Here is a 23,385-nt window from a genome sequence, read left to right as displayed (position 1 = left end):
CCTTCAGCGCCTGCGGCTCGGCGGCCAGCCGCTCGGCCAGCGGCAGCAGCGCCGTGAGCGCGCCGGCTTCGCTGCCGAAGCACAGATGCGTCGCGACGCCGGTCGCTTCGAGCAGGGCCACGGCCCCGTAGGCGAACCACTCGGCCGGCTGGGCCGCATAGGTGACCGGCAGCTCCAGCACGACGTCGACCCCGAGGCGCAGGGCCATTTCCGTCCGCGCCCACTTGTCGACGAGCGCCGGTTCGCCGCGCTGCAGGAAATCGCCGCTCATCACGGCGATGACGGCCTCGGCGCCGGTAAGTCGCTTGGCTTCGGCGAAATGATAGGCATGGCCGTTATGCAGCGGATTATATTCCACAATGATGCCAACGATGTTCAAAGGGCTCGACTCCTTGATTGCCAGGGATTTGGAATGGATACATTCTTCTATGAATATACCACGAAATCGCGAAGGAACTAAAAGGCGGGGAGCGTCACTGCATTTTCAAGGGATTCACAGCTTTATTGTTGACAAAACTTACTTAAAATCGGTATAATTACTTTTGTTTGTTTGGAGTGATGCTGATGTTTATCCATTTACGTCAGGTGACCTCGTCCGAAGCTCCGGTGAAGATTCATCAGACTCTGGACGTTAGCCGTGTCTTGAAAGGTCGCAGAGATATTACTGCGATCAGTCCGCTGCAGGTCGATTTGCAGGCGGAGGCGGCTGGCGGAGACGTCGTTGACGTCAAAGGCAAGCTGTCTGCCGAGCTCGATATGACCTGTTCCCGGTGTCTGAAGCCCTTGAAGCGGGTCGTACAAGCGGATTTTTCAGAAAGCTTCAAACAAGGCGAAGCGCCCGAGACGGACATGCAGATGCAGGAAGAAGACGAAGACTTGCAATATGTCGCCGACGACAAAGTCGATTTGGTGCCGTATGTGGAAGAAACGCTGCTGCTTCATCTTCCGTATGCCGCCCTGTGCCAGGAATCCTGCAAAGGGCTCTGCCCGAATTGCGGGACGGATCTGAACGAGCAGGCGTGCGGCTGCAATACGGACGTGATCGATCCGCGGCTCGCAGCGCTCGGCGATTTTTTCAAAAAATAAGCAAGTAAACAAGAATAATGCCCCGGTTAGGGTTGACTTGAATAAGGAGGTGGGAACCATGGCAGTACCTCAACGGAGAACGTCCAAAACGCGCCGCGACAAACGCCGCACGCATTTCAAATTGGCTGTGCCGGGCATGGTAAAATGTGAACAATGCGGAGAATTGAAGCTTGCTCACCACGTATGCAAAGTTTGCGGAACATACAAATCGAGAGAAATCATTGGCCAATAAGCTTTTGGCATCCGACTCAAAGTAGTACTTCATTTCGGTGAGGTGCTATTTTTTTTATCTTCTCCCGCCCGGCTGTACGTCAGGTTTACGGCGATTTCGCTTTTCTTTTGGGACGGGATGCTTTATACTACATTTTAGTACCAGGTTCTAAAGAACATCGCCTAAATTTACATATAAGAGAGATCGTTGATTTTATAGATGGAAGACGAAGGATCATGGTTTGCTTAATTCTCAAGGGGGGATACCCATCGAACGTTTGCCGAAGCGGGCGAGGCAGCAGCAGCTCGTCCAAATGATAGAAGCCAACCCGTTTATTACGGACCAGGAGCTGACCCGACACCTGAAAGTCAGCATTCAAACCATCCGGCTGGACCGGATGGAGCTCGGCATCCCCGAGCTCCGGGAGCGGATGAAGCTGATGGCGGAGCGGTCGTACGACCAGGTTCGTTCCTTGCCGCTGCATGAGGTCATCGGGGAGATTGTGGACCTTCAGTTGGACAAGAGCGGGATCTCCATCTTTGAAATCCGGGAGGAGCATGTGTTCTCCCGTACGGGCATTGCCCGCGGGCATCACGTGTTTGCTCAAGCCAACTCCCTGGCCGTGGCCGTGATCAATGATGAAATCGCTTTGACTTTCTCCGCAGATATACGATTTATCCGTTCGGTGCATTTAGGAGAGAAGTGCATTGCGAAAGCTTACGTAAGACCTAGCTCCGGCCAAAAGGGCAAAGCCAAGGTCGAGGTGTTTACCTACGTTGGTGAGGAAATGGTTTTTCAAGGGAATTTCGTCATCTACCGGTCCACCGGAGATGACCATTAGAAGGAGGAAGTCAGCATGAGAATCGCCATTGATGCGATGGGCGGGGATCACGCGCCGCAAAGCACGGTCGAAGGCGCGCTGGCCGCAGCCAAGGAATGGAGCGATACCGAAATTATTCTGGTCGGCGATGAGCAGGTGCTGAAACCCATGCTGCAAGGAGCCCCGGCGAACTTGCGGATTCATCACGCCTCCGAGGTGATCGGCGCGGAGGACGAACCGGTGAAGGCGGTTCGGCGCAAGAAGGATGCTTCGATGGTTGTGGCCGGGCGACTCGTTCGCGAGGGCGAAGCCGCGGCGATGATCTCCGCGGGCAATACCGGCGCGCTGATGACGACGGGACTGCTGGTGGTCGGACGCATGGAAGGGATCGAGCGGCCGGCGTTGGCGCCGATGATTCCGACCCTTGACGGACGCGGGGTCCTGGCGCTGGATCTGGGCGCGAATATGGATGCCAAGCCGGAACACCTGGCGCAGTACGCCCTGATGGGCAGCATTTACCGGGAAAAGGTGCACGGGATCGCCAATCCGCGGGTCGGGTTACTGAATGTCGGCACGGAAGCGATGAAGGGCAACGAGCTGACCAAAGCGGCGTATCCGCTGCTCGAAGCGCAGCCGATTCATTTCGCCGGCAATGTGGAAGCCCGGGACATCTTGACCGGGGCTTGCGATGTGCTCGTCTGCGACGGCTTTGCCGGGAACATTTTGCTGAAATCGCTGGAAGGCACGGCAGGTGCGATGTTTTCGATCTTGAAGAAGGAATTTACGAAATCTCTTAAGAATAAGCTGGCTGCAGCTGTGCTAATGCCGTCGCTGCGCGGTTTGAAGACGATGATGGACTATAAGGAACATGGCGGTGCACCGCTGCTTGGTCTGAGCGGTCTGGTCGTGAAAGGACACGGGTCCTCGGACGGCGGCGCGATCAAGAACGCCGTTCGCCAAGCGCGTACGGCGCTGCAGAACAGTCTGACGGAGAGCATAGCACGGGAAATCAGCGGGAAGTGAGTGACGAGAGTGAACAATTTACGTTCGGTAGGAATTATCGGAACCGGGAAATATGTACCAGAGAAAGTGCTGACCAACGCGGATTTGGAGAAAATGGTCGATACGAATGACGAATGGATCGTCTCGCGTACAGGGATCAAGGAACGGCATATCGCCGCGCCGGAAGAAGCAACCTCCGATCTGGCTTACGAAGCGGCGGTTCGCGCTTTGCAATCCGCCGGCCTTAAGGCAGAGGAACTGGATCTTATCATCGTGGCTACGATTACACCGGATACGGCTTTTCCGTCGACGGCCTGCATTTTGCAAGATAAGCTGGGTGCGAAGAAAGCGGCCGCCTTTGATTTGTCCGCCGCCTGCTCGGGTTTCGTGTACGGTATGGCGACGGCGAATGGCTTTATCCAGACGGGGATGTATCGGAATGCGCTGGTGATCGGGGTCGATACTTTGTCCCGGATTACGGATTACACGGACCGGAACACCTGTGTGTTGTTCGGTGATGGTGCGGGTGCGGTGATCCTCGGCGAGGTGCCGGAAGGCCGGGGATTCTTGTCCTTTGATCTCGGCGCGGAGGGCGCCGGCGGGGATTTGCTGAAGCTGGAGGCCGGCGGTTCCCGGCTGCCTGCATCGGAGGCTACTGTAGCGGAACGCAAGCATTATATCTATATGAATGGACGCGAGGTCTTTAAGTTTGCTGTACGCGTGATGGGAACGGCAACGGAGGAAGTGCTTCGCAAAGCCGGAAAGAGCAAAGAGGACATCGATCTGTTCGTGCCTCATCAGGCGAACATTCGCATTATTCAATCCGCGATGCAGCGCCTGGACCTGCCGGAGGAGAAATGCGTGATCAACGTGGATAAATACGCGAACACGTCGGCTGCGTCCATTCCGCTGGCGCTGGTTGAAGCAGCGGAAGAGGGGCGAATGAAGGAAGGCGACACCATCCTTCTGGTCGGCTTCGGCGGCGGATTAACCTGGGGGGCGTCCGTGCTGGTGTGGTAAACCGCTCGATCATGAATACCCGCTCGGGCAAAGGTTGGCGATCAACCGGACTTTTACGATAGGGAGTGCACAGGATGGGCAAAATCGCTTTTGTTTTTCCGGGACAGGGTTCCCAAAGCGTAGGAATGGGCAAGGATATATATGATGCGTTGCCTGCAGCTCGGGCGCGCTTCGATGCGGCGGACGAGCAACTGGGCTTCTCGCTGAGCAGCTTGATCTTCAGCGGGCCGGACACGGAGCTGAAGCAGACGGCCAATACGCAGCCGGCGCTGCTGACGACAAGCGTGGCGCTGTACGAGGCGTTTGCGGCCAAAGGCTTCCAGCCGGACTACGTTGCGGGTCACAGCCTGGGCGAGTACAGCGCGCTGACCGCCGCCGGTGTTCTCGGTTTCGAGGATGCCGTGAAGCTGGTGCGAGCACGCGGCGAATACATGGAGCAGGCGGTGCCGGGCGGGCAGGGCGCCATGGCTGCCGTGCTTGGCGGCGAACGGGAGGCATTGGCCCGGTTATGTGCCGACATCACGGCCGGCGGGGCGCTGGTGGAACTGGCTAACGTGAACTGTCCGGGGCAAATTGTTGTCTCGGGAAGCCAAGAAGGGGTTCAACAGGTTGTGGAACGGGTGAAGGAAATCGGCGCAAAACGAGCCATTCCGCTCGAGGTAAGCGGACCGTTCCATTCCTCGTTGATGAAGACGGCCGCGGAGCAACTGGGCGAGCGGTTATCTGCCGCTTCGTTCCGCGACGCGGAGGTGCCCGTTGTAGCCAATGTAACCGCTCTTCCCGTGCACAGCGGGGCAGAGATCGCAGAGCTGCTGGTCCGTCAGGTTTATTCTCCGGTTCTCTGGGAGGATAGCGTGAGCTGGCTTATTTCTCAGGGAGTGGACACGTTCGTGGAGATTGGCCCGGGCAGTGTCCTGACCGGATTGATCAAGAAGATCGATAAAACGGTAAGGCTCTATAACGTCAGCGGACTGGACAGCCTGGAGCAAACGGCGTCTGCCTTAAACGAGCTCAACTGAGGATCCTCCGAAGGATTTACCTTCGCCGCAAAGGTGCCGCTTGGGCTCAAGGAATGGCGAGGAGCGTTTCGTAAGCAAGACGGAGTTTGATTTGGAATGCGTCTCATGAATATGGCGAAAGGAGATGAACCGTTTGAGCAAACCGCTTCAAGGCAAGACCGCTTTGGTGACCGGGGCCTCCCGCGGGATCGGCCGCAGCATTGCGCTGGCTTTGGCCGAAGCTGGAGCCGACGTTGTCGTCAACTACGCGGGGAATGAGGAAGCTGCCGCCCGCGTCGTTTCCGAAATCGAGGCGCTTGGCGTGAAAGCCTACGCTGCCAAAGCGCATGTAGGCAGCAGTGAGCAATTCGAGAATATGGTGAAGTCCGTGCTCGAAGCGTGGGGGCGGATCGATATTCTGGTGAATAACGCAGGAATTACAAGAGATAATTTAATTATGCGTATGAAGGAAGAAGAATTTGATCAAGTCATCGAGACGAACCTGAAGGGCGTATTCAACGGGATCAAAGCCGTAACTCGTCCGATGATGAAGCAGCGCTCGGGACGAATTATCAACATCTCTTCCGTAGTTGGCGTGCTCGGCAATGCGGGGCAGGCGAACTATGTCGCCGCCAAAGCTGGAGTCATTGGCCTGACGAAATCCTCGGCCCGTGAGCTGGCTTCGCGCGGCATCACCGTGAACTGCATCGCCCCGGGATTTATCGATACCGACATGACGGGCGAGCTTCCGGAGGAATATCGCCAGAAGCTGCTGGCCGATATCCCGTTGGCCCGATTGGGACAGCCGGAGGAGATCGCCAGCGTGGTTCTGTTCCTCGCCTCGGACAGCGCGGCTTATATGACCGGACAGACGCTGCACGTGGACGGCGGAATGTATATGTAAATCACGCTTTTCGCTTCTATGGCATTTTAACTTCAAATCTCTTATAATACCAAAGAGGAGGTGAACCGGATGTCCGATGTATTGGATCGCGTAAAACGCATTGTAGTTGATCGCCTCGGCGCTGATGAAGCCGAAGTGACGCTGGAAGCGTCTTTCAAAGACGACTTGGGTGCGGATTCGCTTGACGTAGTTGAATTGGTTATGGAATTGGAAGATGAATTCGATCTGGAAATTTCCGACGAAGATGCAGAGAAGATTACGACTGTAGGTGAAGTTGTAAACTACATACAATCTCATACCTAATGTCATCCCAAAGTCCCGTACCTCCTACTTAGCAGGCGGGACTTCTCCTCATCTTTACCCTTTGCAAGCATTCGCGGGCAAATCCAAGCAGGAAAAGTACACATGAAGTCCATACGAGGTGAGTGTGTTTGAAGCATAGAGTAGTAGTTACGGGGATGGGTGTCGTGACGGCGCTTGGACAAGATCTCGATACGCTGTGGAACAACCTGGTTCAGGGGAAATCCGGCGTTTCGAGGATCGAAGCGTTTGACGTCAGCGAATATCCCACACAAATTGCAGCTTCCGTCAAAGATTTCAATCCGGAGGATTATGTGGATCGCAAGGAAGCGCGGAAAATGGACCGTTTCGTCCAGTTTGCGACCGCCGCGGCGGTAAATGCCATGAAGGACAGCGGGCTTAACATTGCCGAGCAGGCCGATCCGGAACGGGTAGGCGTGATGATCGGTTCGGGGATTGGCGGTCTCGGAACCTGGGAAGACCAGCATAACATTTTGCTGGAGAAAGGCCCGAAACGCGTCAGCCCATTTTTTATTCCTATGATGATTGCCAATATGGCCTCAGGCCATGTTTCGATCCTGTTCGGAGCGAAGGGTCCGAATACGACGGCGGTGACTGCGTGCGCGACCGGAACTCATTCCATCGGCGATTCGTACAAGCTCATTCAGCGGGGTGATGCCGATGTGATGATTTGCGGCGGCGCGGAAGCAACGATCCGTCCGACCGGGATGGCGGGATTCTGTTCGATGCGGGCGATGTCGACCCGCAACGACGAACCGGAGAAAGCCAGCCGGCCGTTTGATCTGGAACGCGATGGCTTCGTTATGGGCGAAGGCGCCGGCATTCTGATCTTGGAATCGCTGGAGCATGCGAAGAAGCGCGGCGCCAAAATCTACGGCGAAATTATCGGCTACGGCTTGAGCGGGGATGCGCACCATATGACCGAACCGGATCCGAACGGACCGGAGCGCTGCATGAAGATGGCGATCCGCGACGCCGGCATTGCGCCGGAGGAAGTGGATTACATCAATGCCCACGGCACCTCGACACCGGTCGGTGACCGCTCGGAGACGATTGCGATCAAGGGTGCGTTTGGCGACCATGCTTACAAACTGGCCGTCAGCTCGACCAAATCGATGACCGGTCATTTGCTCGGAGCTGCGGGCGGCGTCGAAGCTGTCATTTGCGGGCTTACGCTGGAGCATGGCGTCATTCCGCCAACGATCAACCTGGAGCATCCGGATCCGGAATGCGATCTGGACTACGTTCCGAACGAAGCCAGACGTGCGAACGTCCGCGTGACGATGTCCAATTCGTTCGGATTCGGCGGACATAACGCCACGATCATGATGAAGAAATACGAAGCATAAGGGGTTAAGTCTGGTGAATGGAGATCTGAAGCAGTTACAGCAAAAACTTGAACTGGCATTCCAAAATCGGCAGCTTCTGAAACAAGCCTTCACCCACGCGTCATATGTGAACGAGCATCGCTTCAGCCAATACGAGGATAACGAGCGCCTGGAGTTTTTGGGTGACGCCGTTCTCGAGTTGACCGTTTCAGAGCATTTATATCGGTTATTTCCGGATCGTCCCGAAGGGGAGTTGACGAAGCTGCGCGCCGCAATCGTCTGTGAGCCGTCGCTCGTCAAATTCGCCGAGAGCCTCGAGTTCGGGCATTATGTCCTTCTCGGCAAAGGCGAGGAGCTGACCGGAGGGCGAACCCGTCCGGCGTTGCTTGCGGACGTGTTCGAATCCTTTATCGGCGCTTTGTACCTGGACCAGGGCCTGGAAGCCGTCACTGCGTTCCTTCATCGCCACGTATTCCCGAAATTGACCCTGGACGGCAAGCTGGCGACCAGCGACTTCAAGACGGAGCTGCAGGAGCTGACGCAGCATCACGGGATGGGCGCTTTGGAGTACCGAATCATTGAGGAGCGGGGACCGGCGCATGAACGTGAATTCGTCGCAGAGGTCTGCATGGAAGGGCGATCGCTCGGCCAGGGCACCGGCAGATCCAAGAAGGAAGCCGAGCAGCAGGCGGCGGCCTTGGCGTTGGAGCTGCTTAGGAGCTCCGATCTTTGAACATTGCATGAGATGTGAATATGGAAGAGAAGAAGGCGTCCCAAGATTGATCAGGGAGGCCTTTTTCTCTTAGATCAGACCGATCATGTTGTTGGAAAGCGGATTGCTCTGGTTCTGTTCTTAAGATTTACGGAAGCCGCTTCCTGAGCTCGGTCATCAGCGTCAGCGTATCCATCCCGGCATGATTGCCAAGCAGAATGATCGTGTACCCGCCGCCAAGCTCCCGGGACATTCCGGTGGCGTAGCCGGTGCCGCTACCGTTGTGAAAGACGCGCGTCACTCCGTTTTCCTCGCGGATCATCCAGCCGTAGCCGTAGTTCTTCTCCGAATACGGGGTGAACATTTGGGTGATCGACGAATTGCGAAGCACACGTTCCGTCTCAAAGGAAGCGATCCACGCCAGCATGTCATCGACCGTGGAATACAACGTACCGGTGCCGGATTGCGAGATGTATGGCCCGGCCGGTATCCAGATCTGGTCTCCGGCGCTGACATAGCCTTGGAGGACCGAGATAGAGGGCTTCGCCTCTCCCGTATCATGCAACCCCAGCGGCTCCCAAAGACTCTGCTTCAGGTAATCCCCGTAACTCATTCCCGATGCCTTCTCGATGATTCCGGCCAACACCACATAACCGCTGTTGCTGTAGATAAATTTGCTGCCCGGTTCGACCAGCAGCGGTTTGGCGCGGATCGCTTCGATCGTCTCCTGCAAGGTTAAACCGGCTTCACGCGGAAAGTTGGGATTAATGCCGGACAGGTGGGACAACAGCAGGTGAACGGTGATCCGGTCCCCGCCAGGGAAGCCGGGAAAATACGATTCCAGCGTATCCTCCAGACGCAGCTTGCCTTCCTCGGCCAGCTTCATCACGGCCGCTGCCGTAAAGGACTTGTTCAGCGATCCAATGCGAGACTTCCAATCGGCCCGGACAAGTTGGTTCTCTCCGTCATATCCGTAGCCTTTGCGCAGCAGGACCTGATCCCCTTTGGCGATTAAGGCGATGCCGGAATACCGCTGGGCGATCAAGTAGCGGTCCGCTGCCTCCGTCTCGGTAGAGCTGATCGAGGCACGGTCCGGAGTCAAGTCGGCTCGCATCGTTCCGGCCACCGCCGCGGCACGGACCTCGGCCTTCATGATCTCAGCCATCGCGCGCAGCGGCACCAGCGTGACGCCGCCGCGATCGATGGAAACGTCGCCCGCCCGAAGCGGGTTCCCGTTGACGCGGTACAGATCCGTCCCCGCGCGGTGCAGGATCGTGTCCCCGAGAACCTGTAGCTCGGAGGCGCGCTTGACGGAATTCCACTTCACCTCCGCCCCCAAATATTCGGCGGTTTCACGCAGCGGCACATAGGTCACGCCGCGGTAGATTAACGGCGGGGTTGTCCAGGCAAGTTCCTGTCCGCCGATCGTCAGGATGGCGGATTTCTCCGCGATCTGCGGCGAAGCGGCAGCTGCAGGCAGAGCCGGGACTGCCAGTGACGCGGCGCCAAGGGTTAAGACGAATAACAAGCCGGCCAGGCGGGAAAGCTTCTTTTTGCTCATCAGGGATGCTCCTTTTACCGATATAAATGATTGGATTTTTCTATCACACTAGCAAAAAGCATTTTGAATTTCAAGCGAGCGGGAGAAGCGGGTTGCCGGACCTCCGCATGAGACGGATTGCCTGTCCTCCGGGGCTTCAGGTATGTTACAATAAACGGTAGAGGTGATAGTGAACGTATGTTTTTGAAACGGATAGAGTTAGCGGGCTTCAAATCGTTCGCCGATAAGACGGAGATGGAATTCGTCCGCGGCATTACCGCTGTGGTCGGACCGAACGGCAGCGGCAAGAGCAATATCTCCGACGGCATCCGTTGGGTGCTGGGAGAGCAAAGTGCCAAGTCCTTGCGCGGCGGGAAAATGGAAGATATCATCTTTGCCGGCAGCGACGCGCGCAAGGCGGTGAACTTCAGCGAGGTGTCGCTAACGCTCGACAACACCGACCAAGCGCTGCCGCTCGATTTCAGCGAGGTGACGGTGACCCGACGGGTCCATCGCAGCGGGGACAGCGAATATTTCATCAACAAGCAATCCTGCCGGCTCAAGGATATCACCGAGCTGTTCATGGATACGGGGATCGGGAAGGAAGCTTACTCTATCATCGGACAAGGCCGGATCGAAGAGATTTTGAGTACGCGATCGGAGGATCGCCGAGGGATCTTCGAAGAGGCTTCGGGGATTGTGAAATACAAGAGCCGCAAGCGCGATGCTCGCCGCAAGCTGGACGAGACGGAGCAGAACCTGCTGCGGATCAACGACCTGGTGGTCGAGCTGGAGGATCAAATCGAGCCGCTGAAGGAGCAGTCGGAGAAAGCCATTAGATACAAGGAATTGCGCGAGCAATTGAAAAATAAAGAGATTTCATTATATGTGCACCAGATTGAGCAAATCCACGAATCGTGGAGCGAGGCGAACGCCAAGCTGGCCAAGCTGCAGGAGGAGCAGCTGGCTTTGTCGACGGTCGTCTCCGCGCATGATGCCAAGCTGGAGAGCGATCGGCTGGCCCTTCGCCAGGTCGAGGATCAAATTGAGCTGCTGCAAGGACAACTGCTGGAATACAGCGAGAGCTACGAGAAAAGCGAAGGTTACGGCGAGGTATTGAAGGAACGCGCCAAGAACCTGACCCAAAATCGCGAGCAGCTTCGCCAATCGCTTGAGGTGAGCGAGGAGCGGTTCGCCCAGCGGCAGCAGGAACTTGAGCAGCTGGCTGCCAAGTTCGCCGCGGCGGAGCAGCAGCTCAGCGAGCTGCGCAATGAGCTGTCGGCGGAGGAAGCGAAGCTGATCGGCGTAACCGGCGGCATCAGTCAGGCGCAAGAGGAAGGCTTGAAAGGACAGCTGCTGGACATTATGAACCGGATGGCGCAATCCCGCAACGAGATCCATTATGCCGAGCAGCAGAAGGACAGCGTGAAGCGCCGGATGGAACGGGCCGAAGAGGAAGGCGTCAAATGGACCGACGAGCTGGAAAGGTTGAAGGGAAGCAAAGCCGAGCTGGAGGAAGTGCTGGACAAGCTGGGCAAAGAGATCGCCGAGCTGCGCGGACAGTACATCCAGGAAAGCGAGCGCGTCAATTCGCTGCAGAAGCTCGTTGAAGAGAGCCAGAGCAATATCCGCAAATGGGAGCAGAAGCGCGAGGCGCTCGTCTCTCGCCGCGACACGATGAAGGAGATGGAGGACGACTACGACGGGTTTGTCCTCGGCGTCAAGGAGGTCCTGAAAGCGTCGAAGAGGTCGACGCTGGCCGGGGTTCACGGCGCGGTCGCTGAGCTGATCCGGGTTCCGGAGAAGTTGGAGCTGGCCGTGGAAACGGCGCTGGGCGCCGCCATGCAGCATATCGTTATGGAGAACGAAGCTGTATCGCGCCAGGCGATCTCCTTTCTGAAGCAGCGCCAGTTGGGACGGGCCACGTTCCTGCCGCTCGATGTCATTCGTCCGAGACAGATTTCCGCGGCGGACAAGCGCTTGCTGGAGGAAGCGGACGGTTTCGTCGGGATCGGCGCAGAGCTGGTCGGCTATGAGCCGCGGTATGCCGATATCGTTGGCAGCCTGCTGGGCAACGTCGTATTTGCCAGCGATCTGGAGCGCGCCAACAAGATGGCCGCGCGGTTGCAATACCGCTTCCGGATCGTGACGCTGGAAGGCGATGTCGTTAATGCCGGCGGTTCGATGACCGGGGGCTCTCAGCACCGCAAGAACAGCAACCTCCTGGGACGCAAACGCCAGCTCGATCAGTTGGCCAGCGACATCCGCGAGAGCGAGGAGATGCTGGACAAGCTGCGCAAAGGCTTAACCGATGTGCGGAGCCAGCTGGCTAAGGCGGAAAGCGAGTTAACGCGCCTGCGTGAAGCCGGCGATGCCAAACGGGTCGAGGAGCAAGCCTGCGCAGGGGACCTGAAGCAGATGGATCACGAGTGGCGTCACGTCTCCGAGCAATTTGAGCTGTACGGCCAAGAGAAGGGCCACTACCAGAAAGAGCTGGAGGAGCTTGATGCGACGAAGAAGGCCGCGGAAGAGCGGCTCGTCGAGCTGGAGAAGGAAGAGCAAACCGTGCAGCAGTCGATCCGGGCTGCCGAGTTCGCGCGGAAAGCGAGCGAATCGGCCAAGGAGGAGCTGCAGGATCTGCTGACCGATTTGAAAGTTCGTGAAGGCAAGCTGGATCAGGAATGCCAGTCGCTTCGCGAACAGCTGCGCCGTGCGGAGAACGAGTTCAAGGTTCAGGAGCGCGAGCTGGGACAGAACCGCACGATTTTGCAGTCGATTGAGGCGGACCTCAAGCAAAACGAGGAGCAGTCCGTCAAGCAACGGGAAGAGCTCAACGACTTCAAGCTGAAAAAAGAACGCACCGGCGAGCAGTTGGAGCTGGAGCGAGCATCGCGGGCCGTGCTCGTGAAGAAGCTGGAGGAAGGCGAAAGCGAGACGAAAGAGCAACGGCTGGGACTCAAGGCTGTTGAGGAACAGCTGCGCCAGACGGAAATCCAGGCGAACCGCCTCGACGTAGAGCTGGACAACATCCTGCGCAAGCTGTCCGAGGATTATGAGATCAGCTACGAGCTGGCCAAGCAGCGTTATGCCGTGCCGGAGGACGTGCCGCAGACCCAGGCCGACGTCAAGGAGCTGAAGCGGCAGATCACGATGCTCGGGGAGGTGAACCTCGGCGCGATTGAGGAATACAACCGTGTGTCCGAACGCTACCAGTTCCTCAGCGAGCAGAAGGATGACCTGGTCGAAGCGAAAACAACGTTGTACCAAGTCATCCGCGAGATGGACGAGGAGATGTCCAAACGCTTCAAAACAACGTTTGACGCCATCCGCCGCGAATTCGTGATCGTCTTCTCGAAGCTGTTCGGCGGCGGCCGGGCCGATCTGATTCTGGTCGATCCGGACAATCTGCTGGATACGGGGATCGACGTAGTTGCCCAGCCGCCGGGCAAGAAGCTGCAAAACTTGCAGCTGCTCTCCGGCGGAGAGCGGGCGTTAACCGCCATGGCGCTGCTGTTTGCGATTCTGCAGGTGAAGCCCGTGCCGTTCTGCGTGCTCGATGAAGTCGAAGCGGCGCTGGACGAGGCCAACGTAGCCCGGTTTGCCCAGTACTTACGCGAATTTTCCGAGCAGACCCAGTTTATCGTCGTCACCCACCGCAAAGGTACGATGGAAGAAGCCGACGTGCTGTACGGCGTGACGATGGAGGAAGGCGGCGTATCCAAGCTGGTCTCCGTGAAGCTGGAGGACGAAGAAACGGTCGAAATCGCCTAGGAATCGCATCGGGTGTAATTTGTATCAAGGTGGCTTGGGAGCCAAGGCGCATCGCTTGGTCTCTCCTGCCACGTTTTTATTTGCACTCCGGCGGCGTCTGGAAATTGCTTGGTCCCTCGCGGTATGCGATAATGAGTTCGAAGTGATGAAGGAGGAAATATTCCCTATGAGTTTCTTTAAGAAACTGAGAGAAAGCATTGCATCCAAAACGGAAGCCGTCACCCAACAATTTCGGGACGGACTCGAGAAGAGCCGGAAGGGCTTTGTGGAGAAAGTTACGGAGCTCGTGACTCGGCGCAAAAAAATCGATGAAGAGTTTTTCGAAGAGCTGGAGGAAATCCTGATCGGCGCGGACGTCGGTGTGAACACCGTACTGAAGCTGATCGACGATCTGCGGACGGAAGTCAAGCAGCGCCGCATCGAGAATGCAGCCGAGCTGCAGCCGCTGTTGTCGGAGAAATTAACCGAGCTGCTGCGCGGAGATGAAGACAGCGAAATGCACTTGAATCCGGACGGGATCAGCGTCATTTTGTTCGTCGGCGTCAACGGCGTCGGCAAAACGACGACGATCGGCAAGCTGGCTCATTACTATAAACAGCAGGGCAAGAAAGTGATCCTGGCTGCCGGGGACACGTTCCGCGCCGGCGCAATCGAGCAGCTCGAGGTATGGGGCAAGCGGGCCCAGGTGGACGTGATCAAGCAGCAGGCCGGAGCCGACCCGGCGGCGGTGATGTACGACGCGGTTCAGGCCGCCAAGCAGCGCGGGGCGGACATTCTGTTGTGCGATACGGCAGGACGACTGCAGAATAAGTCCAACCTGATGGAGGAGCTGAACAAGATTTATCGCGTCATCCAGCGGGAAATCCCGGGCGCACCGCATGAGGTGCTGATGGTGCTCGACGCCACCACCGGACAAAATGCGCTCAGCCAAGCGAAGCTGTTCGGCGAGAAGAGCGGCGTAACCGGTCTGGTGCTCACGAAGCTGGACGGCACCGCCAAGGGCGGGATCGTTATCGCCATCCGTCAGGAACTGAGCCTGCCGGTGAAGTTCGTAGGGTTGGGCGAGAAGGTGGACGACCTGCAGAAATTCGATTCCGAGCAGTTCGTACACGGCTTGTTTGCCGGCTTGATCGCCGAGGAGGAAGAAGCTGAAGGAGCCGAGAAAGAAGTCTAATCCGGCCTTGCCTGTAACACATTGCGCAGCTCATTCGTATGATGATCATAGGCAAACGCCCGGCAAGACATACTAACTGGAACGAAAATAGGAGGTGACAGGATGGCCAATACGCATACTTACGACCGACGCGAGGAAATTGCCAACGCGATCACCCACGGCATCGGCGCCTTGCTCAGTGTAGCGGGATTAGTATTGTTGATCGTATTTTCCAGCATGAAAGGGACGGCTTGGCATGTCGTCAGCTTTACGATTTACGGGGCAAGCATGCTGCTCTTGTACCTGTGCTCGACCCTGGTGCATAGCTTCAAGGAAGGCAAGCTGAAGGATCTGTTCGAGTTCTTCGATCATTCCTCCATCTACATTTATATCGCAGGGACGTACACGCCGTTTCTGCTGGTAGCGGTTCGGGGGCCGCTCGGCTGGAGCCTGTTTGGCACCATTTGGGGGATTGCGCTGCTTGGCGTCGTCTTTAAGGCCTTCTTCGTCAAAAGATTCCTGTTCATGTCGACGTTTTTTTACTTGATCATGGGGTGGCTGATCGTGATCGCCTGGGGGCCGCTGACGGCGGCGATGCCGCATCAGGGCATTGTCCTGCTGGTTGCGGGCGGGCTGTCTTACACGCTTGGGACGATATTTTATGTATGGCGGGGGTTCCCTTACCACCATGCGATTTGGCATCTATTCGTGCTTGGCGGCAGTGTGACGCATTTCTTTGCGATACTGCTATATCTTCTGCCGCATCATTAAACAGCTGGACGAAGGACAGCAAGCCGCTTTCCGAGCGATCGGGAAGCGGCTTTTTTGCCGGAAAGGCAGTGGATTAGGCGTCTGATCGGATGTTAAGGAAAAATGCTTGACATCCACCCCGGCATTCGGTATCATAGGAAAAGTTGATGCGCTGTAAAGTGTTTTTCCTTGACGGAGGGAGTGCCCAGATGAGTCAGGAGAATAGGCTTGAGAAGACGAACCGGATCAACCTTTTGTTTGACTTCTATGAAGCGCTGCTTACGGAGAAACAGCAGACCTTCTTGAAATATTATTTTCTCGATGATTTCTCGTTGGGCGAAATCGCCGCCGAGTTCGAGATTAGCCGCCAGGCGGTATATGAGCATATCAAACGGGCTGAAGGCATGCTGGAAACGTACGAAGAGAAGCTGGGCCTGCTGAAGAAGCACGAGGCGCGGAGCGGTGTATTGTCCCGGTTGGTGCAGCTGGTCGAAGACAGCGCCATGTCCCCGTTACATAAAGAAACGGCAAGAAATTTGCTTCGCGAGGCGGAGCAATTGTAAGATGACGATAGACAGTAAAGTTAAACCAAGTTCAGAAAGTCAGCGATTGAACTACCTTTAAAGAATGGGGGTGTTGAGGATATGGCATTTGAAGGCTTAACCAGTCGCCTGCAGAGCGTGTTCAGCAAGCTTCGCGGCAAAGGCAAGGTATCGGAGGACGATGTAAACGAAGCGATGCGTGAAGTTCGCCTCGCTCTGCTGGAGGCGGACGTTAACTTTAAAGTCGTCAAGGAATTCATCGCCAAGGTGAAGGAGAAGGCCGTCGGCAAAGAGGTCATGGACAGCTTTACGCCGGGCATGGTCATTATCGATATCGTCAACAAAGAGCTGACCGAGCTGATGGGCGGAAGCCAAGCGAAGCTGGCTCGCAGCAACCGGCCGCCGACCGTCGTCATGATGGCGGGTCTGCAAGGGGCCGGTAAGACGACTACCTCAGCGAAGCTGGCCAAGCTCCTGCTGAAGGAGAATCATCGGCCGCTGCTGGTGGCGGGAGATATTTATCGTCCCGCAGCGATCAAGCAGCTGCAGGTGCTCGGCGAACAGATCAAGGTGCCGGTCTTTACGCTGCCGGAGGGCAACAGCCCGGTGGAAATCGCCCGTCAGGCGCTGCAGCATGCCAAGGATAACGGCAACGATTACCTGCTGATCGATACCGCCGGCCGGCTGCATGTGGACGAAGAGCTGATGGAGGAACTGCGGCAAATCCATGAGGTAACGAAGCCGGACGAGGTTCTGCTGGTCGTGGACGCTATGACCGGTCAGGATGCGGTGAACGTGGCGGAGAGCTTCAACCAGCAGCTGACGCTGACCGGCGTCGTGCTGACCAAGCTGGATGGCGATACCCGCGGCGGTGCGGCGTTATCGGTCAAAGCCGTTACCGGCTGCCCGATCAAATTCGCCGCGCTTGGCGAGAAGATCGACGCGCTGGAGCCGTTCCATCCGGAGCGGATGGCCTCGCGGATTCTCGGGATGGGCGATATGCTGTCCTTGATCGAGAAGGCGCAGTCGAATATCGATGCGGAAAAAGCCAAGGAAATGGAACGGAAAATGCGCAATGCGGAGTTTACGTTCGAGGATTTCCTGGAGCAGATGGAGCAGGTCAAGAAGCTCGGTCCGCTGGATCAGCTGATGGACATGATTCCCGGCATGGGTAAGATGAAGCAGATGCAGAACGTCAAGGTTGACGAGAAGCAAATGGGCCGGGTAGAGGCGATCGTGCATTCGATGACCAAAGAGGAGAAGCAAAATCCCGATATGATCAATCACAGCCGGCGCAAGCGAATTGCCGCAGGCAGCGGGACTACGCTCGCAGACGTCAATCGCTTGATCAAGCAGTTTGACGAAATGCGGCGCGTGATGAAGCAGTTCTCCGACATGATGGGGCCAAAAGGCAAAGGCAACAAGATGATGAAGCAACTTGGCAAGGCCGGCAAAGGGATGCGGTTCCCTTTCCGTTAATCCATAATAAACGTTCATTCTTTGAAGGAGGTGAATTTCGTGGCAGTTCGTATTCGTTTGAAACGTATTGGTGCTCATAAAGCTCCTTTCTACCGTATCGTGGTTTCGAATTCTCGTTCCCCGCGTGACGGCCGTTTTATCGAGGAGATTGGTTACTATAACCCGGTTGCACAACCGGCAGTAGTCAACATCGATGAAGAGAAAGCATTGAAATGGCTCCAAGACGGTGCGCAAGCATCCGATACCGTTCGCAATCTGCTGAGCAAAGCAGGCGTTATGAAGAAATTCCATGAGCTTAGACAGCAGAAATAATTGCTGATTCGGAGGGTCGTATATGGAACAATTAGTCGGCGTTATCGCGAAGGCTCTTGTTGATCATCCGGACGACGTGCGCGTGGAGGTCGTGGAGAAGGATCACCTGATCGTCTATGAACTATCCGTACATCCCGACGATGTAGGGAAGGTCATCGGCAAGCAGGGGAGAATCGCCAAGGCACTCCGCACGGTCGTGGCATCGGCAGCGGTCAAGATGGATAAGCGGGTCACCGTGGATATCATGTCTTGAACGGCAACTTCATAATGGTAGACGAAAGCGGGTTAGGATGTTTGTCCTAGCCCTTTTTCGTACATGCTGAAGCAGTAGGATCCCGGGACGGGGAAGCCAGCTGCGAGAACGACGAGCAGATTTTCAATCGGGAGGTATTTATGTCGGATTCATTGTTATCGGTCGGTAAAATCGTAAATACGCACGGAATACGCGGGGAGCTTCGAGTGCTGCTGCAGACGGATTTTCCGGAGGTGCGATTTGCTCCCAAAAGCCGGCTTCTGATCATACATCCAGATAGCGGGGAACGGCTGGAGGTGACCGTGCAAACCGCACGGCCCTACAAACAAATGTATATCGTAAAATTCGCCGAATTTTCCAATATCAACGAAGTGGAGCCTTTTAAAGGCCGGGACCTGAAGGTAAGCAAGGCGGAAACGGTGGAACTTCCGGAAAATGAATATTACTTCCACGAGATTATCGGCTGCAAAGTTGTCAGCGATGAAGGGGAGGACCTCGGGGAAATCGTGGAGATCTTGCGGCCCGGTGCCAATGACGTCTGGGTGGCCAAGCTGCCAAACGGCAAACAGCTGCTGCTTCCGGTGATCGATGATGTCGTGTTGGACGTCAACGTCAAGGAGAAACTCATTAAGGTGCACGTCATGGAAGGGCTGTTGTAAAGATGCGGGTAGATGTATTGACCCTGTTCCCGGAGATGTTCGCCGGGGTATTCGGCAGCAGCATCCTCGGCAAAGCACAGGAGAAAGGCATAGTCTCGTTCAATGCGATCAATTTCCGGGACTATGCGGGCAATAAGCACGGCAGCGTCGACGACACGCCTTATGGCGGCGGCGGCGGAATGGTGCTCAAGCCGGAACCGATCTTTCGGGCGGTCGAGGCTTTGCTTGGCCTGCAAACTGACGGGGAAGCCCGAGGGGGAACGGGAGAAGCGGAGCCATCCATTGAACCTATTGAACCTGGCCTGGCGTTCGGAACGACTGTCCGCCCCCCGCGGATTATCCTGATGTGCCCGCAGGGCGAGACATTTACGCAGAAGAAAGCGGAGGAGCTGGCCCAAGAAGACCATCTCGTCTTTATCTGCGGCCATTATGAAGGTTATGACGAGCGGATTCGCGAGCATTTGGTTACCGATGAGCTCTCGATCGGCGATTACGTGCTGACCGGCGGCGAGCTGCCGGCCATGGTCGTGATCGACAGTGTTACGCGTCTACTACCCGGTGTATTGGGAAATGAATCAAGCGCGGTCACCGACTCGTTCAGCACCGGATTGCTGGAGTACCCTCACTATACACGCCCGGTTGAGTTCCGCGGCTGGAAGGTGCCGGATATTCTGCTCAGCGGACATCATGCCAATGTCGACGAATGGCGACGCAAAGAGGCGCTCCGCCGGACTTGGCAGCGGCGTCCGGACCTGCTGGAAGGCTTGGAGCTGACCGAGAAGGATAAACGCTGGCTGAAGGAATTCCGGGAGGAAAGCGGAGCCTAATCCGAGGTCTAATTTCAACGAAACGCCCCCTGGCAGAATACCAGGGGGCGCTTCGTTATTGAACGAGATAACCTGCGGCGAGGGCGTCTTTCTTGTTTAGAACGACCGCTCCCAACTCCTTCTTCACTCGAATCTGATGAGACTGGTTGGTCACAACGGAAGAGGTCTCGCCGTCCTTCAGGTTGGAGACGTTCAGACTAAACGCGATTTCGCCCCCTGTTCGGACGACGTATACATCAGGCGTCTCCTCAGATTGCGTGGCGTTGAGGCGGGGGGTTGCGGCGATCAGCTCTGCTAAGGTGATCCAGTCTTGCTTTGAACTGAAGGAGATCGACCTTGTTGCTGAATCATAGGTGGTGTCATAATTGAACAAGCTTGCGGCTTCACGAATGGGGACATAGGTCATTCCGTTAAAGGCCAGGGCATCCGCCGTCAGTTTGGTCTGCCCGTTCACCACGAAATTAAAGTATTTAATGGTCGCTTTAACGGTCGTTGCCACGGGCGCAGCTGCGGCAATGGATGCGGTTCCTAAAAAGGCGCAAGCCGCTACCGCAAGAATTAATTTTTTCATAACAATGCCTCCAATCACTTATCGTCTTTTAAAGAATATTACCCGGAAGTTTATCCCATGACACGTTTGCGCCTCCCTCTCTCCGATCCCGGAGAAGGGAGCAGCAACGGATACACTCAGCGATTGCCCTTTTACCCACTGAACCCGTCGTGCAGACATAAAGACATTGGGCCTATCGTCATCATCGGGATGAAAATCCAGTATTGCACACCTGGGGCGCGCTTTCGCTCTTGCGAGGGTGTGCGCCTATGGCTTATAATGGAATCATCCCAATGAACGATGGGTTAACGAGGATCGGCATATCGTTGACCTCCGTGCTTTATATCGGGGTATGGCGCAGTCAGGTAGCGCGCACCCTTGGGGTGGGTGAGGCCGTGGGTTCGAATCCCGCTACTCCGATCTTTCCTTTAGAAGAAAGTGGTCAGAGCAGAAACGTTTTTTCTAAAAAACTACACCTTACAGATTTACATCTGCTAAAGGGAGTGGTTTTTTTGTTGCTTAAATTTGGGGTTAATTCCGCCAATCCGGGACACCGGTTGAATCCCACTTCAAATGAATTTTGTTGTCATTTTGTGCACCCGGCAAGTATAATCAATGAATTGAGAAATGAATCGAGGTTATTGTCTATGACGAATCACGAGATATGGGAGATTGCCATGCGGCAATCTGCCATCGATGCGAACTGCCGCATGGAAGATTTCCGCCAACAGGAGAATAAGGTAGTGTTGTCGACGGAGCACCCACATGCCAGAAAATATTTGACCTTACCTTTCTATTGCCATTTGATCTCTTATGGTAGCAATATCGTCGCCTCCGTTCATCCGGAGATCCGTGAGGTCGTTGAGTCATACATTAACAAGTTTCCTATTGAGCATTGTTTTGAGACTCCGAATTTACATGTCCTGAACGACGAACTTCAACGAAGAAACCAGCGGATTTGCTTCATGGCCGAATACTTCTTGCCGGATGTTCAGGTGCTGAAAGCGGGGGAGTGCGATTTCAGGATGCGGTTGCTGGAGCCTGACGCTTTTGCCGGGTTGTATACGAAGGAATGGAGTAATGCCTTATGCGAGAAGCGTAAACATTTGGATGTGCTAGCCGTCGGGGCCTATGACGGAGATAAGCTGATCGGATTGGCCGGATGCTCCGCGGATTGCGAATCAATGTGGCAAATCGGAATTGATGTGCTGCCGTCCTATCGTCGGCAAGGAATTGCCCAGGCCTTGACGAGCCGCTTGGCCGTGGAGATTCTTGAGCGCGGGAAGGTTCCTTTCTACTGTGCTGCCTGGTCCAACCTGAAATCGGTGCGGAATGCCTTGAAAAGCGGGTTTCGCCCGGCTTGGGTCGAGATGACCGCCAAAGAAAGCGAGTTTGTGGCTTCTCTTAACCGCTAGTCGCCCATACCGTTCGTCTACCGTTCTCATACTATGCAGTAGCTTGCATAAGGAAGGGGAGCAAGGGGAATGGTAGAAGCCTATTATAATTGCTTGCACTGCATGAATAAGAAAGTTCGCATTTTAACCCGGGATGGCGGCGTATATGAAGGTACGATCGTGAAGGTGGATCGGGACAACGTATATTTGAAAAGATCCACGAAAGGCCGGGTGCAAACCTCGGCGTTTATACCGCCATACGGTTATGGTTTCGGGCCTTATGCTGCCAACGAGGAGATTTTAACGCTCAGCTTGTTCACGCTGCTGGCGATTGCTTTAATTTAAGGATCGAACCTTAGCCTCCAAGGGATTGGAGGCATTTTTTTGTCATGATCGGGATAAGATAAAACCAAGTAGCAAATGCGAACGGCTAGCTTATTTGTTCTGCAACTTTTCCTTGCGGTGCCTATGGAATTATGATAAAATTCAATTTGTTGTGAATTCGGTGGTCCGCTGCGGATGATGAAGGAGAACAAGGGGTTCTCCGGAAGAGGCATGAACACCTGAGTGGAAGGAGGGAGTCCTAGATGAATATCGTACAAGCGATTACGCAAGAACAACTTCGCAAGGATATTCCGAGCTTTCGTCCTGGGGACACTTTGAAAGTGTTCGTTAAGGTTATCGAGGGATCTCGTGAACGTGTCCAATTGTTCGAAGGTGTTGTGATCAAGCGTCGTGGCGGCGGAATCAGCGAAACTTTTACGGTTCGTAAAATTTCCAACGGTGTAGGCGTGGAAAGAACATTCCCGCTTCATTCCCCGAAAATCGATAAAATCGAAGTGGCTCGCCGTGGTAAAGTGCGTCGTGCGAAGTTGTATTATCTTCGCGAGCTTCGCGGTAAAGCAGCGAGAATTAAAGAAGTACGTCGTTAATTTTTTCGTTAACGAACAGGGGGCTTGTATCCAATCAAGCCCCTTTACTTTTTATTACGGTCATTTTGAGATAAGGAGAGGTCACGATCCATGGAGAAACAAGAACATCAGGATCATTCGGAAGTTTCGCAGTTTTCCGGACGGGTGGAACAACAACCGGACGGGTTGGAAACGGTGCAGTCCCCGCCTGCGAACAAGAAGGAAAAAAGCGAGGCGCTGGAATGGCTGAAAGCCATTGCGATCGCCGTTGTGCTGGTTCTCCTGATTCGTTGGCTTTTCTTCGCTCCGTTCATTGTTGATGGCCCGTCGATGCAGCCCAATTTTCATACCGGGGAACGCATCATCGTGAACAAGATCATTTACGATATCCGCAAACCCAAGCATGGCGAGGTCATCGTCTTTCACGTTCCTTCCGAAGGCCGCGATTTCATCAAGCGCGTCATTGGCGTACCGGGGGATACGGTACAGGTCGAGGGCGATACGATTACCGTCAACGGGCAGGTCGTGGACGAAACTTACATTAAAGATGTTGTAATTGAGAAGCATAATAATAACGAGTTATACAATACAGAAGCTAACTTTCCAAACGAGCTGGTTCCGGACGGAACGGTACCGGAAGGATACGTATTTGTTCTTGGGGATAATCGCTCGAACAGTACGGACAGCCGGCGGATCGGTTACGTGCCTTTCGGAGATATCGTAGGGCGGGCGGATTTGGTGTTCTGGCCGCTGTCCGATCTGCAATTGATCCGACATTAGAGAGCCGGATGCGATCTAGCAACAGGAAGGGAAAGCCGCGTTCTTGGGATAAATGAGGTGAA

At 55.3% G+C, this 23,385-nt stretch carries 25 protein-coding genes, 1 tRNA gene and 1 pseudogene; 24 read left to right on the top strand and 3 right to left on the bottom strand.

What is annotated here, in order from left to right; all coding sequences use genetic code 11:
* Positions 1 to 379: nucleotidyltransferase family protein (locus BN3795_RS18080; RefSeq protein WP_198524757.1), on the bottom strand; the 379-nt coding region annotated here is incomplete at its 3' end.
* Positions 380 to 564: 185 nt separating this feature from the next.
* Here BN3795_RS18080 and BN3795_RS18075 point away from each other — a divergent pair.
* The 10 genes and pseudogenes from BN3795_RS18075 to rnc all read left to right on the top strand — a co-directional run bounded on the left by BN3795_RS18075 (position 565) and on the right by rnc (position 8,423).
* Positions 565 to 1,086 carry a YceD family protein gene (locus BN3795_RS18075; RefSeq protein WP_068786096.1) on the top strand — a complete coding sequence of 174 codons (522 nt, stop codon included), beginning with the start codon at positions 565 to 567 and terminating at the stop codon, positions 1,084 to 1,086.
* 58 nt (positions 1,087 to 1,144) lie between these two features.
* Entirely contained in the window at positions 1,145 to 1,318 is a 174-nt protein-coding gene (gene rpmF, locus BN3795_RS25135; RefSeq protein WP_009222962.1) for a 50S ribosomal protein L32, read from the top strand.
* 256 nt (positions 1,319 to 1,574) lie between these two features.
* Positions 1,575 to 2,170: pseudogene (gene fapR, locus BN3795_RS18070) on the top strand (transcription factor FapR).
* The gene (gene plsX / locus BN3795_RS18065) at positions 2,154 to 3,140 is read left to right on the top strand and encodes a phosphate acyltransferase PlsX (RefSeq protein ID WP_068786095.1); all 987 of its coding nucleotides are present in this window, start codon (positions 2,154 to 2,156) and stop codon (positions 3,138 to 3,140) included. Before fapR ends, plsX begins: the two are co-directional and overlap by 17 nt.
* Before the next feature lie 9 nt (positions 3,141 to 3,149).
* Positions 3,150 to 4,139, top strand: coding sequence for a beta-ketoacyl-ACP synthase III (locus BN3795_RS18060; RefSeq protein WP_068786094.1), 990 nt, complete (start codon positions 3,150 to 3,152; stop codon positions 4,137 to 4,139).
* A 74-nt stretch (positions 4,140 to 4,213) separates the two neighbouring features.
* On the top strand, positions 4,214 to 5,158 hold the full coding sequence (gene fabD / locus BN3795_RS18055) for an ACP S-malonyltransferase (RefSeq protein ID WP_068786093.1): 945 nt from the start codon (positions 4,214 to 4,216) through the stop codon (positions 5,156 to 5,158).
* A 133-nt stretch (positions 5,159 to 5,291) separates the two neighbouring features.
* On the top strand, positions 5,292 to 6,041 hold the full coding sequence (gene fabG / locus BN3795_RS18050; RefSeq protein ID WP_068786092.1) for a 3-oxoacyl-[acyl-carrier-protein] reductase: 750 nt from the start codon (positions 5,292 to 5,294) through the stop codon (positions 6,039 to 6,041).
* Between the two features lie 69 nt (positions 6,042 to 6,110).
* The gene (gene acpP, locus BN3795_RS18045; RefSeq protein WP_018750834.1) at positions 6,111 to 6,344 is read left to right on the top strand and encodes an acyl carrier protein; all 234 of its coding nucleotides are present in this window, start codon (positions 6,111 to 6,113) and stop codon (positions 6,342 to 6,344) included.
* A gap of 128 nt (positions 6,345 to 6,472) precedes the next feature.
* Positions 6,473 to 7,711: a beta-ketoacyl-ACP synthase II gene (gene fabF, locus BN3795_RS18040; RefSeq protein WP_110945236.1), complete on the top strand. Its 1,239-nt coding sequence runs from the start codon at positions 6,473 to 6,475 to the stop codon at positions 7,709 to 7,711.
* Between the two features lie 13 nt (positions 7,712 to 7,724).
* On the top strand, positions 7,725 to 8,423 hold the full coding sequence (gene rnc / locus BN3795_RS18035) for a ribonuclease III (protein ID WP_068786090.1): 699 nt from the start codon (positions 7,725 to 7,727) through the stop codon (positions 8,421 to 8,423).
* Between the two features lie 127 nt (positions 8,424 to 8,550).
* Here rnc and BN3795_RS18030 read toward each other — a convergent pair whose 3' ends face one another.
* Positions 8,551 to 9,963 (bottom strand): serine hydrolase, encoded by a 1,413-nt coding sequence (locus BN3795_RS18030; RefSeq protein ID WP_068786089.1) that lies wholly within the window; start codon positions 9,961 to 9,963, stop codon positions 8,551 to 8,553.
* Positions 9,964 to 10,140: 177 nt separating this feature from the next.
* Here BN3795_RS18030 and smc point away from each other — a divergent pair, with 177 nt between their 5' ends.
* The 9 genes from smc (at position 10,141) to trmD (ending at position 19,688) form a co-directional block, all read left to right on the top strand.
* Positions 10,141 to 13,713 (top strand): chromosome segregation protein SMC, encoded by a 3,573-nt coding sequence (gene smc / locus BN3795_RS18025; protein ID WP_068786088.1) that lies wholly within the window; start codon positions 10,141 to 10,143, stop codon positions 13,711 to 13,713.
* Positions 13,714 to 13,879: 166 nt separating this feature from the next.
* Positions 13,880 to 14,887, top strand: coding sequence for a signal recognition particle-docking protein FtsY (gene ftsY / locus BN3795_RS18020; RefSeq protein WP_068786087.1), 1,008 nt, complete (start codon positions 13,880 to 13,882; stop codon positions 14,885 to 14,887).
* Positions 14,888 to 14,989: 102 nt separating this feature from the next.
* Entirely contained in the window at positions 14,990 to 15,637 is a 648-nt protein-coding gene (gene trhA / locus BN3795_RS18015; RefSeq protein WP_068786086.1) for a PAQR family membrane homeostasis protein TrhA, read from the top strand.
* Positions 15,638 to 15,825: 188 nt separating this feature from the next.
* Positions 15,826 to 16,179: a putative DNA-binding protein gene (locus BN3795_RS18010; protein WP_068786085.1), complete on the top strand. Its 354-nt coding sequence runs from the start codon at positions 15,826 to 15,828 to the stop codon at positions 16,177 to 16,179.
* A gap of 81 nt (positions 16,180 to 16,260) precedes the next feature.
* Complete coding sequence (ffh, locus tag BN3795_RS18005; protein WP_068786084.1) at positions 16,261 to 17,637, top strand: signal recognition particle protein; 1,377 nt, start codon at positions 16,261 to 16,263, stop codon at positions 17,635 to 17,637.
* A gap of 39 nt (positions 17,638 to 17,676) precedes the next feature.
* Positions 17,677 to 17,949, top strand: coding sequence for a 30S ribosomal protein S16 (rpsP, locus tag BN3795_RS18000; RefSeq protein ID WP_059045412.1), 273 nt, complete (start codon positions 17,677 to 17,679; stop codon positions 17,947 to 17,949).
* 22 nt (positions 17,950 to 17,971) lie between these two features.
* Positions 17,972 to 18,202, top strand: coding sequence for a KH domain-containing protein (locus BN3795_RS17995; RefSeq protein WP_059045410.1), 231 nt, complete (start codon positions 17,972 to 17,974; stop codon positions 18,200 to 18,202).
* 140 nt (positions 18,203 to 18,342) lie between these two features.
* Positions 18,343 to 18,861 carry a ribosome maturation factor RimM gene (gene rimM / locus BN3795_RS17990; RefSeq protein ID WP_068786083.1) on the top strand — a complete coding sequence of 173 codons (519 nt, stop codon included), beginning with the start codon at positions 18,343 to 18,345 and terminating at the stop codon, positions 18,859 to 18,861.
* 2 nt (positions 18,862 to 18,863) lie between these two features.
* Positions 18,864 to 19,688 carry a tRNA (guanosine(37)-N1)-methyltransferase TrmD gene (trmD, locus tag BN3795_RS17985; protein ID WP_068786082.1) on the top strand — a complete coding sequence of 275 codons (825 nt, stop codon included), beginning with the start codon at positions 18,864 to 18,866 and terminating at the stop codon, positions 19,686 to 19,688.
* Positions 19,689 to 19,743: 55 nt separating this feature from the next.
* Here the strand turns inward: trmD and BN3795_RS17980 are convergent, their stop codons facing one another.
* Positions 19,744 to 20,259 carry a stalk domain-containing protein gene (locus BN3795_RS17980; RefSeq protein WP_068786081.1) on the bottom strand — a complete coding sequence of 172 codons (516 nt, stop codon included), beginning with the start codon at positions 20,257 to 20,259 and terminating at the stop codon, positions 19,744 to 19,746.
* Between the two features lie 325 nt (positions 20,260 to 20,584).
* Between BN3795_RS17980 and BN3795_RS17975 the strand changes: the two genes are divergently transcribed.
* From BN3795_RS17975 to lepB, 5 genes are all read left to right on the top strand, one after another.
* Positions 20,585 to 20,658 (top strand) — tRNA-Pro (locus BN3795_RS17975).
* Between the two features lie 227 nt (positions 20,659 to 20,885).
* Complete coding sequence (locus BN3795_RS17970; protein ID WP_068786080.1) at positions 20,886 to 21,653, top strand: GNAT family N-acetyltransferase; 768 nt, start codon at positions 20,886 to 20,888, stop codon at positions 21,651 to 21,653.
* A 69-nt stretch (positions 21,654 to 21,722) separates the two neighbouring features.
* Positions 21,723 to 21,977, top strand: a complete 255-nt coding sequence (locus BN3795_RS17965; RefSeq protein ID WP_068786079.1) for a hypothetical protein — start codon at positions 21,723 to 21,725, stop codon at positions 21,975 to 21,977.
* Between the two features lie 242 nt (positions 21,978 to 22,219).
* Complete coding sequence (gene rplS / locus BN3795_RS17960) at positions 22,220 to 22,564, top strand: 50S ribosomal protein L19 (protein ID WP_059045398.1); 345 nt, start codon at positions 22,220 to 22,222, stop codon at positions 22,562 to 22,564.
* 90 nt (positions 22,565 to 22,654) lie between these two features.
* Positions 22,655 to 23,323: a signal peptidase I gene (lepB, locus tag BN3795_RS17955; protein ID WP_068786078.1), complete on the top strand. Its 669-nt coding sequence runs from the start codon at positions 22,655 to 22,657 to the stop codon at positions 23,321 to 23,323.
* The last annotated feature ends 62 nt before the right edge of the window (positions 23,324 to 23,385 follow it).

It is taken from the genome of Paenibacillus phocaeensis, from assembly GCF_900021165.1.
GTDB lineage: Bacteria > Bacillota > Bacilli > Paenibacillales > Paenibacillaceae > Fontibacillus > Fontibacillus phocaensis.
The sequence above is the reverse complement of the archived record's forward strand: the minus strand, read 5'-3'. Positions and strand labels throughout refer to the sequence as shown.

Excerpts from the sequence above, each read along its gene's own strand:
- BN3795_RS18075 (WP_068786096.1), top strand. The coding sequence starts at position 565 with ATGTTTATCCATTTACGTCAGGTGACCTCGTCCGAAGCTCCGGTGAAG.
- rpmF (WP_009222962.1), top strand. The coding sequence starts at position 1,145 with ATGGCAGTACCTCAACGGAGAACGTCCAAAACGCGCCGCGACAAACGC.
- plsX (WP_068786095.1), top strand. The coding sequence starts at position 2,154 with ATGAGAATCGCCATTGATGCGATGGGCGGGGATCACGCGCCGCAAAGC.
- fabD (WP_068786093.1), top strand. The coding sequence starts at position 4,214 with ATGGGCAAAATCGCTTTTGTTTTTCCGGGACAGGGTTCCCAAAGCGTA.
- acpP (WP_018750834.1), top strand. The coding sequence starts at position 6,111 with ATGTCCGATGTATTGGATCGCGTAAAACGCATTGTAGTTGATCGCCTC.
- BN3795_RS18030 (WP_068786089.1), bottom strand. The coding sequence starts at position 9,963 with ATGAGCAAAAAGAAGCTTTCCCGCCTGGCCGGCTTGTTATTCGTCTTA.
- smc (WP_068786088.1), top strand. The coding sequence starts at position 10,141 with ATGTTTTTGAAACGGATAGAGTTAGCGGGCTTCAAATCGTTCGCCGAT.
- ftsY (WP_068786087.1), top strand. The coding sequence starts at position 13,880 with ATGAGTTTCTTTAAGAAACTGAGAGAAAGCATTGCATCCAAAACGGAA.
- trhA (WP_068786086.1), top strand. The coding sequence starts at position 14,990 with ATGGCCAATACGCATACTTACGACCGACGCGAGGAAATTGCCAACGCG.
- BN3795_RS18010 (WP_068786085.1), top strand. The coding sequence starts at position 15,826 with ATGAGTCAGGAGAATAGGCTTGAGAAGACGAACCGGATCAACCTTTTG.
- ffh (WP_068786084.1), top strand. The coding sequence starts at position 16,261 with ATGGCATTTGAAGGCTTAACCAGTCGCCTGCAGAGCGTGTTCAGCAAG.
- BN3795_RS17995 (WP_059045410.1), top strand. The coding sequence starts at position 17,972 with ATGGAACAATTAGTCGGCGTTATCGCGAAGGCTCTTGTTGATCATCCG.
- rimM (WP_068786083.1), top strand. The coding sequence starts at position 18,343 with ATGTCGGATTCATTGTTATCGGTCGGTAAAATCGTAAATACGCACGGA.
- trmD (WP_068786082.1), top strand. The coding sequence starts at position 18,864 with ATGCGGGTAGATGTATTGACCCTGTTCCCGGAGATGTTCGCCGGGGTA.
- BN3795_RS17980 (WP_068786081.1), bottom strand. The coding sequence starts at position 20,259 with ATGAAAAAATTAATTCTTGCGGTAGCGGCTTGCGCCTTTTTAGGAACC.
- BN3795_RS17970 (WP_068786080.1), top strand. The coding sequence starts at position 20,886 with ATGACGAATCACGAGATATGGGAGATTGCCATGCGGCAATCTGCCATC.
- BN3795_RS17965 (WP_068786079.1), top strand. The coding sequence starts at position 21,723 with ATGGTAGAAGCCTATTATAATTGCTTGCACTGCATGAATAAGAAAGTT.
- rplS (WP_059045398.1), top strand. The coding sequence starts at position 22,220 with ATGAATATCGTACAAGCGATTACGCAAGAACAACTTCGCAAGGATATT.
- lepB (WP_068786078.1), top strand. The coding sequence starts at position 22,655 with ATGGAGAAACAAGAACATCAGGATCATTCGGAAGTTTCGCAGTTTTCC.